We start from the raw sequence: 12,391 nt of genomic DNA, 5'->3' as shown, positions 1-12,391 counted from the left end.
TGATGCTGCTACCAGTGCAATCGTATGTTGAGCGCGTCGTGCCGCCGCGTCGGGGCTTGAAAGCCCCGCCTACGATCCTGCAGTCGCTGCGCGACGCTCCAGTCGCACCAGTGCCTGCCGTTCCCGGTCTCCGTCGCGCAGCGACGGAATGACTGTAGGCGGGGGTTTCAACCCCCGACCGCCCGTTCCCTGATGCTTCGGGTACACCAATGAACATGCAATCGCCCTGGTCACGGATCGGGGCTGCTTGACGGCTCCTCCTGGCCGACCTACGATACTCGGGCTGTCCGCATGCGAGCTGGGCGTCAACACCGGGCATTCGACGGGGGATCGATGGATCGCGCGAGCCGTAGGTCGTGAATCTCTGGCTGGGGGCCGTCGCGCTGGGGTTGGCGTTCGCCGCATCGGCCATCGGCGTGTTCGTCACCTTTCGCGTGCTGGCCTTTCCTGACCTGACGGTTGACGGCAGCTTCCCGCTCGGAGCGGCGGTCTCCGCCGTGCTGCTGACACGGGGCTGGGATCCGTGGCTGACGCTGGCCGTGGCAACGCTGGCGGGCGCGGTGGCCGGAGCGGCGACAGCGGTCCTCAACAGCCACTTCAAGATCAACGGTCTGCTGGCCGGTATTCTGGTCTCGCTCGGGCTGTGGTCCGTCAATCTGCGCGTGATGCAGGACAAGGCGAACCTGCCGCTGCTGTCCGTCGAGACCGTCATGTCGCCCGTCCGGCCGTACCTCGCCGACGCCAACCTCCGCGCGATCCTCGTGTTCGGGGTCGTGGCGCTGCTGGCGGGGCTGCTGCTCTACTGGCTGCTGAACACCGACCTGGGGCTGGCGCTCCGGGCGACCGGCCAGAACGAGAAGATGGTCCGCGCCCAGGGCATCGATGCCGACCTGATGCGGCTGGTCGGGCTGGCGCTGGCGAACGGGCTGGTGGCCTTCTCCGGCGGCTTGCTGGCCCAGTTCCAGGGCTACGCTGATGTGGGGATGGGCCTGGGCATGATCGTGTCGGGGCTAGCGGCCGTCATCATCGGGGAGACGCTGCTGCGCCCGCGCGGCATCGGTATGGCGATCCTGTCGGCAGTCGTCGGCTCGGTCATCTTCCGCGTGGTGGTGGCTGCCGCCATGTTCATCCCGTTCCTGAGCACCACCGACCTCCGCCTTGTGACGTCGCTGATCGTGGTGGTGGCGCTGGCCGTGCCGCGGTTGCGGGTGCTGGTGCTGCCGCGAGGACTCCCGGCCAGCGTGGCCGGGCCGGCCCGCATATGATCCAGCTCGACGGCGTCGTCGTGACGTTCAACGCCGGCACCGTCAACGAGGTGCAGGCGCTGCGGGGGCTGACCTTCACGGTGCCGGACGGCGAGCTGGTCACTGTGGTCGGCTCCAACGGGGCTGGTAAGAGCACCATGCTGAACGCCATCGCCGGGGTGGTGATGCCTCAGCGGGGGCGGGTGATCGTCGGAGATCAGGACGTCACGCGGACGGTCGAGCATCGGCGGGCGCGCTACGTCGGCCGGGTGTTTCAGAATCCGCTCGACGGCACCGCCGCCGACATGTCCGTCGAGGAGAACCTGGCGCTGGCGGCACGGCGCGGACAGTCTCGCGGGCTGCGCCAGGCCGTGGGCAGCCGCGAGCGCGCGGAGTTCGGGGCACTGGTGGAGTCGCTGGGGCTTGGCCTGGAGCGCCGTCTCAAAGCGCCTGTCGGGCTGCTCTCGGGTGGGCAGCGGCAGGCGCTGACCCTGCTGATGGCGACGATGGCCCGCCCGCGCGTGCTGCTGCTGGACGAGCACACGGCGGCGCTCGACCCGGCCACCGCCGTGCAGATCGAGGAGCTTACGGCGAAACTGGTGGCCGAGCACCACCTGACGACCTTGATGGTGACCCACAACATGCAGCAAGCCTTGCGCCTCGGCACGCGAACGATCATGCTTCACCAGGGCGAGATCGCGCTCGATGTGCGGGCCGAGGAACGGCGCGGCATGACCGTGGACGATCTCGTTCGTCGTTTCCATGAGGCGCGCCAGCAGGCGCTGGTCGACGACGAGTTGCTGTTGACCTCGTAGACGGGGTCCCGCCAGCGACGAGGACTCCGCTCGTGGCGAGCGGAAGCAGCGCGCGGTGGGCGCACGTCGTGGCGGGATCGCAGGCACTGGACTCACTGAAGGAGGACGATCGTGGCGCACTTCTCTCGACGCTCGGTGCTGCTGGCATGGTCTGGCCTGTTGCTCGCGGCCTGCGGGCCGTCCGCGCCGGTTGCCGCGCCGACCGCGGCTCCGGCCAAGCCGACTGAAGCGCCGAAGCCGGCCGCTCCCGCATCGCCGGCCGCCCCGGCTGCTCCCGCCTCGCCAGCAGCGGCGGCTTCTCCGGCGACAGCCTCGGCGTCGCCGGCGGCAAGCCCGGCCACGGCGGCGTCGCCCACCGCTGCTCCGGCCGCCTCGCCAGCCGCGAAGCCGGCCGCCTCCACCGGCGCCTGGCCGCCGGCGCGCGGCTCGGTCGTCGGGCAGGCGCCAGCCGGCAAGAGCTTCTCGGTGGGCATCATCCAGTTCGTGTCGCATCCTGCCCTGGACGCGGCGCGGATGGGTACCATCAAGGCGCTCGACGACAACGGCTACAAGGACGGCCAGAACCTCAAGATCGACTATCAGAACGGCCAGGCCGACGTTGGCACGGTGAACACCATCGCCCAGCGATTCCGCGATGCCAACCTCGATCTCGTCGTGGCCATCGCGACGCCGCCCTACCAGGCGATGATGAACGTCATCAAAGACACCGGGAAGCCGCCGCTGGTCTTCAACTCGATTGTCGATCCGTTCGCGGCGGCCAAGGACGTCGTCAAGTCCCCGACCGACAAGCCGCCGTTCGTGACGGGCTTGCAGGCGCTGCCGCCGGTCGAGGACGCGATGCAGATCGCGAGAAAGTGCGTCCCGAACGCCAAGAAGTTCGGGATCGTCTGGAACCCCACGGAGGCCAACTCGGTGGTGGTGACGGGCGTGGCCCGCGAGGCGGCCGGCAAACTGGGCATCGAGCTGATCGAGCAGACGATCTCGAAGCCGGACGAGGTGCTCCAGGGCGCGCAGGCGCTCGTGCAGAAGGGGATCGATCTCTTCTTCGTCTCGACCGACAGCACCGTCGTGACGGCATTCGAGGCGCTGGTGAAGGTCGCTATCGACAACAAGAAGCCGGTCTTCGCCAACGATCCGTCGTCGGCGGCGCGCGGGGCGGCGGCGGCGCTCGGCATCGACTACGAGCAGGTAGGATACGAGAGCGGCCAGATGGCGGCCATGTACCTTTCGGGCAAGCCGATGAGCGAGATCAAGATCGAGAAGGCGTCGCTCGGCCTGCTGGCGATCAACACCAAGGCCGCGAACGACCAGGGCGTGATGCTCCCGGCCGACGTGATGGCGCAGGCGAAGCAGACGTACAACGAGATCGCTGCGCCGAAGCCGTAGTCTGACGGGGCGACGCGCGAGAGGAAGGGACGAGAACGTTGGGCAAGGCGACGGCAGAGAGCTTCATCCTGATGATCGAAGGACAGGAGGGCATCTCGTACGATGGCCTCCTGTCCCTGGCGCGACAGGTCGAGGCGGCCGGGTGGGGCGGCCTTTTCCGGTCCGACCACTGGCTCCCGATCCAGGGACAGCGGACGCTCGACGCGACCGACGCATGGTCGACGCTGGCTGGACTGGCCCGCGAGACCTCACGGATCAGGCTGGGGGCGCTGGTCAGCCCGATGACGTTCCGCCATCCGACCGAGTTCGCGAAGATCGTGGCGACCGTCGATCAGATGAGCGGCGGCCGGATCGACGCCGGCTTCGGGGCCGGCTGGTATGAGGGCGAGCACCAGACCTACGGTCTCCCGTTCAACTCGTTCCGCGAGCGGTTCGACCGGATGACCGAGGCGATCGACATCTGCACCAGCCTCTGGTCGCCGTCCGAGTCTACGTCGTTCAGCGGCGCGTACTACCAGTTGGACAACGCGCCCGGCTTCCCGAAGCCGCTCCAGCAGCCGATGCCAGTGATCGTCGGTGGCAAGGGGGCGAAGCGCACGCCGGCGCTGACCGCCAGGTACGCCCGCGAGTACAACACCGGCGGCCTCGTGCACGAGTGGGTGGAGCGCCGCGACCGTGTCAAGGCGGCCTGCGAGGCGATTGGGCGCGACCCCGCCAGCCTGCGGTACACCTGGATGACGGCGACCTGCATCGGCCTGACCGAGGCCGACGCCTGGAAACGGGCGACGATGCGCTTCAAGCACGCCGGTCTGTCCGGGACCGTCGAGGACTGGGTGGCCGAGCAGCAGGGGCGCGGGATGACCTTCGGGAGTGTCGAGCAGGCTGCCGAACGGCTCCGCGCGTACGCCGAGGCGGGCGCGGAGCGCTTCTACCTGCAGATCGTGCCGGCCCCCGAGGAGGAGCACGTCGATCTGATCACGCGCGAGCTGATCCCGCGCGTGGTGGGGTGAGCGCTTGATCGAGCGTGAGGGCCTCCGCAAGCCTCGGAGGGCTACCCTCCTCGCGCTGGTCGCGCTGCTGCTGGCCGTGCTCGGGTGCGGCGACGGCGGCCGGCTGCTGGCGTCCAGCAGCGTATCGCGCGGCAGCCTCACGCCGTCTACGACCGACCGCGTCGATCTGGCCTACACGCTCAGCCGGGCGGCCCAGGTGTCGCTGTCAGTGGCCCTGCCAGACGGCTCGGCGGTCGATCTGCTCAAGGACGAGCCGCGTCCGGCTGCCGGGGCGTACGTCCACGCCTTCGACGGCACGATCCCGCTGACGGACCGCTCCGGCGAGCGGCGCGTGCTGCGCGACGGATCGTACCGGCTGCTGCTGTCCGCGCAGGACGCGACCGGCCGCTTGGAGAGCGCTTCGTTTGACCTGCAGGTTGAGCGCGCGGACACCGAGATCCCGGCCGTCGAGCGGCTGGCCGTCTACCCGGCCGTGCTGACCCCGAACTTCGACGGCGTGGACGACGTGGCGACCATCACCTATCGGCTGACGGAGCGCTCGCGGGTATTCGCCTATGCGACAAACGCCGAGGGACAGCGCGTCTACGTCGGCACCCAGGAGCTGCTCGAGCCGGGCGAGTACCGCGAGGTCTGGGACGGCTCGAACAAGGACCGTCCGCTGCCAGACGGCGTCTACACCTTCGTGATCCGGGCGACCGACCTCGCGGGGAACACGGTCCTGAGCAGCGTGCCGGTCACCATCCAGTCGAGCGGTCGGCCGGACGCCCGCATCCTGCGGATCTCGTTCACGCCGCGGCGGCTGATGCTCGGCGACGAGGTGACGGTCGAGGCGGTGGTGCGGAACGTCGGGACGGTGCCGCTGCGGACCGGCGGGCCGGCTCCGGGCTACACCTACAGCAGCTTCGACAACTTCGCCAGCATCGAGCAGCACGGTCTGATCGACCGGCTCGGCGTCTGGCGGATCGGGGTGGACTGGGCCGGGTCGCCCACCGCCAGCGGCTCGAAGTACCCGTATCGCTGGGGCCTGGGGACCGATCTGCAGCCCGGCGCCGAGACGACGGTCACCGGCCGGATCAGGATGGAGCACGGTCCGAACCTTGACCGAATGGTCGGGCCGCCCCAGAATCGCTTCTTCCTGTACGGCGGGCTGATCCACGAGGGCATCGCGTTTCAGGACGACAAGCTGGGCGGCACCTGGATCGAGGTCGGGTACTGATGGCCGCACGCGAGCGGCCCGGCCCGACCGTGACCGTGGCGGTCGTGGCGCTGAACGAGGCCGAGCTGATCGAAGGGTGCCTCGTGAGCGCGGCCTGGGCCGACGAGCTGCTGGTGATCGTGGACGCGGCCACCACCGACGCGACAGTGACTCTCGCTGAGGCGCATGGCGCGCGGGTGGTCACGCGGCCCTGGCGCGGCTGGCCCAATCAGCGGAACGCCGCCCTCGACCTGGCCTCCAGCGACTGGGTGCTGTTCCTCGACGGCGACGAGCGCATCACGCCGGCCCTGGCGCAGGAGGTCCGGAGGACGCTCGCCACGGCGGGCGAGACGGCCGGCTGCTGGGTTCCGCGCCGAAACGTGATCGCCGGGGAGTGGGTGAAGCACGCCGGCTGGTGGCCGGATCGGCAGTTGCGCCTCCTGCGCCGCACGGCGGCCCGCTACGACGAGGGCGTCTCTGTGCACGAGGTCGCCACGCTGGACGGCCCGGACGCCATCCTCCAGGAGCCGATGCTGCACCTAAACTACGACTCGCTGACCGAGTTCCGCGAGAAGCAGGCGCGCTTCGCGAAGCTGGAGGCGGCGACGCTCTGGGAGCATGGCATCCGTCCACGTCCGCACAGCGTCGTCTTGCAGCCGATCCGCGAGTTTCGGCGGCGGACTGTCGAGCTGGGCGGCATTCGTCAGGGACCATTGGGGCTGCGCCTGGGCGCGGAGATGGCGTACGCGGCGTTTCAGACCTACCGCGAGCTGCTGCGGATGAAACGGGCGGAGCAGACCTCCACTGCCAGGGAGCGTTCCACCGCGCCAGCCTGACCGATGTCGAGCGAGGACAGACCGCCGAGGTCGCGCCGCATCCAGCCGCTCTGGACGATGCTGCTGCTGGCGGTCCTCTACGGCATCCTGCTCGACGAGGTGGGGTCCCTCAGCGCCAGCGTCCTGGTGGATGGGCTGATCGGCGTGCTGCTCGGGCTGTTCATCTGCTCGGCGCCGGCCTCGGCAGCGGTCGACCTACTCTACCTGGACCGGCACGGATGGTCGCGGTTGGGATCGGACTGGGCGGATCTGGCCTGGGTCGGGCTGAACCTGCTGGTGATGATCGTCGGGTGCTTCGTGACGATTGTCGGCGCGGTCCGCTTCGTCGGGTGAAGCGGACCGGCGCGCCGGCAGGGGATGTCACGCGGGGGCTCGTCTCTCCGAGAGACTCTCGCGAACCGACCGCCTACCGGCCGAAGCGCAGGATGCTGGTGACGCCGGCGATCCACAGCGAGCCGTCCGGGGCGGCTGCCACGTCGAGGTAGCAGATCTTTGCCAGCACGTCCTGTTCGAGCAACTGGTCGAAGTTCGGGCCGCCGAAGCGCATCCGAGTCAGGTCGCCGGTGTTGTACGAGCAGAAGAAGAAGTCGCCGGCATACTCGGGCATCGCGGTGCCGGTGTAGAACGTCGCACCGCTCGGCGCGATGCGCCCGCGCTCGGTCTCCCAGATCGGATCGATGAAGCCGGGCTGGTGGGCGTACCCTTCGGCCACGGGGTTGCCGTAGTTGCCGCCGGCGACCACCCGGTTGACCTCGTCGTGGCCGACCTCGCCGTTCTCGGTGATGTACGGCACGCCGCTGACCGGGTGAAATGCCAGCCCGTACGGGTTGCGGAAGCCAGTCGCGTAGACCGGCGAGGACGGATCTGGATTGTCGCCCGGGATGCTGCCGTCGTCGTTCAGGCGCAGGATCTTGCCGTTGAGGCGCTTCGGGTTCTGGGCGCGGTCGTCCTGGTTGACGTCTCCAACGGTCACATACAGCTTGCCGTCCCTGCCAAAGCCGAGGCGGCCGCCGTTGTGGCAGCAGATGCCGGCCGGCAGATCGCGGATGATCGGCGTGCGCTCGGTGGCGAGGCCGTCCTTCTCGGTGTACCGGACGACGCGATTGTCCTCGGGGTCGCCGATGTCGTTCTTGGCCTGCGAGTAGAAGACGTAGACCCAGTGGTTCCTGGCGAAGTCAGGGTGCAGCGCCAGGCCGAGCGCGCCCATCTCCTTGCGCTGGGCGACCCGCAACTGGACGAACGGCTCCTCCTGGAGCGTGCCATCCGCCTTCACGATCCGGACGAGGCCCTTCGAGACCTCGTTGAAGAAGACCCGGCCGTCCGGCGCGAACTGCATCGCCATCGGGACCAGGACGCCCTCGACGACCGGCCGGATCGTAATGTCTGCCGCCACCTGCGTGACCGGGGTCGGCGTGTTGTACTGCTTCGTCTCGGGCGTGGCCGGCGGCTCAGGCGTCGGGGTGGCGGTGCGGCCCCGCTCAGGGGTCGAGCGAGCCGCAGACGCGGCCGGCGCTGACGTGGCGGCCGCCGCGGCCGGGGCGCTCGTCGGCGCGGACTGCACCGGTGGCGCTGGTTGGGTCGCAGCCGGTGCGGCTGGCTTCGCGGTGGGGGTCGGGACGGCGGCCGGGGCACAGGCCGCGATCAGGAGAAAGAGCAGAAAGAGCAGCCCGGAGGCTCGCTGAAGGTGTAGCACAGAGGCTCCGCGGTGGGTGCGGGACGGGGGGTGTCGGCGCATCCGTGTCGTTCGCCCGTCCGCCAAAGGGCGTCTCACGGAGTATATGACCGCTCGTAAACGCCGGGCCAGAGATGAACGGAAGGCGATGCGCCTATTTCGCCAGGAGCAAGCGCAGCAGTGGAAGCGCCTTGGTGGCAGCCCGCCCACGATGGCTGAAGGTACCCTTCAACGTCTGGGGAATCTCGGCCATCGTCTTCCCGAGCTGTGGGACGTAGAAGATCGGGTCGTAGCCGAAGCCGCCGTCGCCGGCTGGGCGCTCAGCCACCTGGCCTTCGCACGTCCCCGTTCGACGGTAGACTTTGCCGTCGAGCGCGGCCACGGCCAGCACGGTGACGTATCGGCAGGCGCGCTGCGCTGGCGGAAGGCCGGCCAGCCGGTCCACGATCAGTTGATTCTTGACGCTGTAGTCCGTCCCGCCCCAGCGCGCCGAGATGACGCCCGGCTCGCCGTTGAGCGCGTCGACCTCGAAGCCCGAATCCTCGGCCACGGTCAGTACCTTGCTGGCTCGACGGAACGCCCGCGCCTTCAGCATGGCGTTGGCGACGAACGACGTCTCGCCTTCGACCACATCCAGGTCGATGCCGAGATCGGCCGGCACGACGATGCGGGCCGGCAGATCGGCCAGCAGCTCACGCAGCTCGCGGATCTTGCCCTGGCTGGTCGTGCCGAGCAGCAGCAGCGGCAGCTCACGTCCCATAGCGTAGGCGAGGGTACGGGACGGACCACGTCGAACGCCAGCCTGTATACTCCGCTCTCGTCATGCCGGGACGCGCCGACGACCAACTGGGACCGTTCCTTGAACGGGTCGTGCTGCCGTCGGGCTGGCACGTTCTGCACGAGCCGAGCGTCGAATCCACGATGGATCTGGCGCGCGAGGCGGCCCGCGGGGGCTGGCCGGATCGCACGTTGTTCGTGACCGACTACCAGTCGCAGGGACGAGGACGGCAGGGACGGGTCTGGGTCTGCCCGCCGTACGCCGGGCTGCTGACGACCGTCCTGCTGCGTCGGCCGGCCGCGCCGCCGCACACCTACACGGTGCTCGTCGCGGTGTCGGTCTGCGAGGCCATCGAGCGGCTGCTGGCGCTGGAACCGGCCATCAAGTGGCCGAACGACGTGATGTTGGACGGCCAGAAGACCATGGGCGTGCTGGCCGAAGCGAGCAGCGACGGCCGCGAACAGACCGTGATCGTCGGGTTCGGGATCAACGTGAACCTCGACTCGGAAGAGCTGGCCGAGCTGCCGAACGCCACCTCGCTCTCGATCCAGGCCGGGCGTCAGGTCCACCGGGGCGAGCTGCTGGCCCTGATCGTCGAGCGGCTGGACTCCTGGCTGCGCGACGACCGTCACCTGAAGACCGACGCGCTCTGGCAGGCCTGGAACGGGCGGCTCTGGGGTCGCGATCAGCGGGTCCGCGTCCGCGAGGGCGAGCAGGAGCTGACCGGCACGGTGCTCGGCGGCGAGCGCGACGGTACGCTGTTGCTCCGGCTGACCGATGGCGGCATCCGGCGGGTGGTGGCTGGCGAGGTGCTGCTGTGAGCGCCGGTCCCAGGCGACGAGGCGAGGCGTGGCGGCGCCGGTGAGCGCGGCGGCCGACGGGGCGAGAGTTGGCCGCGCGCCCGAACGGCCGAGCATGCTGCCGGTGGGGCGTCTCGCCGAGGCCGCGCTGCTGGCAGGCGTCCTCGCGCTGGCCGTTGCCGTGCGCCTGCCGGGCCTTGCCGACCCGACCGACCTCTCGGACGAGGGGATCCGGGGCGTCCAGCTCCGGCTGCTGGCCGCCGGCTTCAAGCCCGTCTCAGAGATCTACGCTTCGCAAGGGCCGCTCTCGCTCTGGCTGTTCTACCCGCTAACGGCGCTGCTCGGGCCAGACATCGTCGTTGGGCGGCTGACGGCGGTCCTGGCGAGCCTGCTGGCCCTGGGTGCATCGGCCGTGCTGGCGCGCAGCCTCGCCGGGCCGCTCGCGGGCATCGCGACGGGTCTCGTGCTGGCGGTCAGCCCGGTCTTCCTCGAGAACTCGCGGCTGGCGTTCGTCGAGCAGCCCTCGCTTGCGCCGACCGCCCTCGGCCTGGCGCTGCTCGTGCGGTACCGTCAGGCCGGCGGGCGCGGCTGGCTGATCGGATCGGTCGTGCTGCTGGCGGTCGGGACGCTCGCCAAGCCGATGGCGGCGGTCGCCGGTTTCGGTGCGCTGGTGCTGATTCTTGCGCCACCGGCGGCCTCGGCCGGCGAGCGAGCGCGTTCGTGGCCTGCGCGGCTGACCGATCTGGGCATCTACACGACGGTCGGGCTTGCGGTCTGTGCGCTCGCAATCGTCGCCATCGGGCCGCAGGTCGTCTACGAGCAGGTCGTGGCCTACCGGGTCGGGGCGCGGGCCGCTCGTGGCTGGGACATGCTCGCCAACGGTCAGATCGTCGCGCAAGAGCTCCAGCGCGACAGTCTCGGCGTCTGGCTGGCGGCGCTGCTCGGCGGTGTGGTGACGCTCGTCAGACGACCACCGCTCGGGATCGCCGTGCTGGCCTGGACGGTCGGAGCCGCCGGCGCGCTGTTGGTCTACTCGCCGCTCTGGCCGAAGCACGTCACCTACCTGCTGCCGCCGCTGGCGATCCTTGCCGGCACAGGGTTCGCCGAGGTGGCGAGGTTGGGGTTCGGCTCGCGCGCCCCCGTGCAACTGGCCGCTGGCGGCGTCGCGGGTGTGGCCGCGCTGATCGTGCTGGCGCAGGCTCCGGGCCTCGCCGCCGAGACGCGCTCGATCGTCTACCGTCACGCCGGCTCGGACATGAGGCGCTACGCCGACGATCTCGCCATCGTGCAGGCCGCGGCTGGGCCGGATCAGTTCGTGGTCGTGGATGACGCCTATCTCGCGATGGTGACCGGGCGGCTCGTGCCTCCGCCGCTCGCCGACCTCTCGATCAGCCGGATCGGGGCGCGGGCGTTGAGCGCCGATCAGGCGATTGCCGACACCCGCCGCTTCGACGCCAGGGTGCTGGTGCTGACCGACGACCACCTGGGCGGCGTTCAGCGCTACCTGACCTGGGCCGACCGTGAGTACGTGCTCGTCAAAGGGTACGTCCAGCGGCGGCCGAACCGGTATCGGCGGGTGTACGTGGCCCCGGGTGTCGATCTGACGGCCGCCCGCGCGGCGATGCTTGGCAGTCTGGCGCAGCAGACCGATGTGACGCTTGGGCCGGCCTTGCTGCTCGGATACGACCTGGAGAGCCGGACGATCAAGACCGGTTCGCGGGTCGATCTCACGCTGATGCTCGAGGCGACCCAGGATCGCGCACCCGAACATGCGCTGATCACTCGTCTGCGGGATGCCTCGGGCGATACGGCCTGGGAAGGCCAGTGGAAGATCGGAGAGGGCTCTCAGGAGCTGCATACCTGGAAGTCTGGTCAGTGGCAGGTGCAGACGATGCGGCTCCTGGTGGACGACGTGCCGCCCGGCGAGTACACGCTGACCATCGGGCTGCCGCGGCCGAACGCTGGCCCGGCCCGGGTGACCGCACGTGCTGGAGCCGAGGCGCTGCCGTCACGCGAGGAGCTGAGCCTCGGCGACGTCACGGTGCTGCGGTGACCACGTGACCGCGAGCGAGTCGCGCGTGGCGGCCGCCGGGCCGGCAACAGCGAACGAGCTGGGCGCAGTTTCAGGGCGAGTGCACGTTCGTTGATGTTTCTGCAACGCCATGAAACGGGCAGTCGGAGGTTGAAAGCCTCGACGACGCTGCACGACCCGCCCAACGGGCAATCACCCTTGGCCGGGCATGAGGAAGGCAGACGCCAGGGCGATTGCATGTTGATGTCGTCGTGCCGCCGCGTCGGGGCTTGAAAGCCCCGCCTACGATCCTGCAGTCGCTGCGCGACGCTCCAGTCGCACCAGTGCCTGCCGTTCCCAACGGCCGTCGCGCAGCGACTGAATGACTGTAGGCGGGGGTTTCAACCCCCGACCGCCCGTTCCATGATGCTCCGGGGACACCAATGAACATGCAATCGCCCTGAGGGCAGCGCCAGGGCGATTGCATGTAGATGTCGTCGTGCCGCGTCTTCGGGTATTGAAAGCCCCGCCTACGATCCTGCAGTCGCTGCGCGACGCGCCAGTCTCACCAGTGCCGGCCGTTCCCGGTCTCCGTCGCGCAGCGACGGAATGACTGTAGGCGGGGCTTTCAACCCCCGACCGCC

11 protein-coding genes are annotated in these 12,391 nt (G+C 69.6%); 9 read left to right on the top strand and 2 right to left on the bottom strand.

What is annotated here, in order from left to right:
- Positions 1-356 precede the first annotated feature (356 nt).
- From IT306_30765 to IT306_30735, 7 genes are all read left to right on the top strand, one after another.
- Complete coding sequence (locus tag IT306_30765) at positions 357-1,265, top strand: ABC transporter permease (GenBank protein MCC7372835.1); 909 nt, start codon at positions 357-359, stop codon at positions 1,263-1,265.
- Positions 1,262-2,059 (top strand): ATP-binding cassette domain-containing protein, encoded by a 798-nt coding sequence (locus IT306_30760; protein MCC7372834.1) that lies wholly within the window; start codon positions 1,262-1,264, stop codon positions 2,057-2,059. Before IT306_30765 ends, IT306_30760 begins: the two co-directional genes overlap by 4 nt.
- Positions 2,060-2,170: 111 nt before the next feature.
- Positions 2,171-3,445, top strand: coding sequence for an ABC transporter substrate-binding protein (locus IT306_30755; protein MCC7372833.1), 1,275 nt, complete (start codon positions 2,171-2,173; stop codon positions 3,443-3,445).
- Positions 3,446-3,516: 71 nt separating this feature from the next.
- Entirely contained in the window at positions 3,517-4,455 is a 939-nt protein-coding gene (locus IT306_30750) for a TIGR03560 family F420-dependent LLM class oxidoreductase (GenBank protein ID MCC7372832.1), read from the top strand.
- Positions 4,456-4,459: 4 nt separating this feature from the next.
- Positions 4,460-5,671 (top strand): gliding motility-associated C-terminal domain-containing protein, encoded by a 1,212-nt coding sequence (locus IT306_30745; protein MCC7372831.1) that lies wholly within the window; start codon positions 4,460-4,462, stop codon positions 5,669-5,671.
- Positions 5,671-6,486 carry a glycosyltransferase family 2 protein gene (locus tag IT306_30740; protein MCC7372830.1) on the top strand — a complete coding sequence of 272 codons (816 nt, stop codon included), beginning with the start codon at positions 5,671-5,673 and terminating at the stop codon, positions 6,484-6,486. Before IT306_30745 ends, IT306_30740 begins: the two co-directional genes overlap by 1 nt.
- A gap of 3 nt (positions 6,487-6,489) precedes the next feature.
- Entirely contained in the window at positions 6,490-6,819 is a 330-nt protein-coding gene (locus IT306_30735; GenBank protein MCC7372829.1) for a hypothetical protein, read from the top strand.
- Between the two features lie 73 nt (positions 6,820-6,892).
- On the opposite strand, the gene IT306_30730 is transcribed toward IT306_30735, so the two are convergent.
- Both IT306_30730 and IT306_30725 read right to left on the bottom strand, forming a co-directional pair.
- Positions 6,893-8,179, bottom strand: coding sequence for a PQQ-dependent sugar dehydrogenase (locus IT306_30730; GenBank protein MCC7372828.1), 1,287 nt, complete (start codon positions 8,177-8,179; stop codon positions 6,893-6,895).
- 133 nt (positions 8,180-8,312) lie between these two features.
- The gene (locus IT306_30725; protein MCC7372827.1) at positions 8,313-8,918 is read right to left on the bottom strand and encodes a non-canonical purine NTP pyrophosphatase; all 606 of its coding nucleotides are present in this window, start codon (positions 8,916-8,918) and stop codon (positions 8,313-8,315) included.
- Positions 8,919-8,980: 62 nt separating this feature from the next.
- Here IT306_30725 and IT306_30720 point away from each other — a divergent pair, with 62 nt between their 5' ends.
- Both IT306_30720 and IT306_30715 read left to right on the top strand, forming a co-directional pair.
- Positions 8,981-9,757: a biotin--[acetyl-CoA-carboxylase] ligase gene (locus tag IT306_30720; protein ID MCC7372826.1), complete on the top strand. Its 777-nt coding sequence runs from the start codon at positions 8,981-8,983 to the stop codon at positions 9,755-9,757.
- A 28-nt stretch (positions 9,758-9,785) separates the two neighbouring features.
- Positions 9,786-11,789 carry a glycosyltransferase family 39 protein gene (locus tag IT306_30715; protein MCC7372825.1) on the top strand — a complete coding sequence of 668 codons (2,004 nt, stop codon included), beginning with the start codon at positions 9,786-9,788 and terminating at the stop codon, positions 11,787-11,789.
- The last annotated feature ends 602 nt before the right edge of the window (positions 11,790-12,391 follow it).

It is taken from the genome of Chloroflexota bacterium, assembly GCA_020850535.1.
Taxonomy (GTDB): domain Bacteria; phylum Chloroflexota; class UBA6077; order UBA6077; family JACCZL01; genus JADZEM01.
The sequence above is the reverse complement of the archived record's forward strand: the minus strand, read 5'-3'. Positions and strand labels throughout refer to the sequence as shown.

Coding starts and splice junctions, on each gene's coding strand:
- IT306_30725 (MCC7372827.1), bottom strand. CDS start 8,918: ATGGGACGTGAGCTGCCGCTGCTGCTGCTCGGCACGACCAGCCAGGGC.
- IT306_30735 (MCC7372829.1), top strand. CDS start 6,490: ATGTCGAGCGAGGACAGACCGCCGAGGTCGCGCCGCATCCAGCCGCTC.
- IT306_30750 (MCC7372832.1), top strand. CDS start 3,517: ATGATCGAAGGACAGGAGGGCATCTCGTACGATGGCCTCCTGTCCCTG.
- IT306_30720 (MCC7372826.1), top strand. CDS start 8,981: ATGCCGGGACGCGCCGACGACCAACTGGGACCGTTCCTTGAACGGGTC.
- IT306_30740 (MCC7372830.1), top strand. CDS start 5,671: ATGGCCGCACGCGAGCGGCCCGGCCCGACCGTGACCGTGGCGGTCGTG.
- IT306_30760 (MCC7372834.1), top strand. CDS start 1,262: ATGATCCAGCTCGACGGCGTCGTCGTGACGTTCAACGCCGGCACCGTC.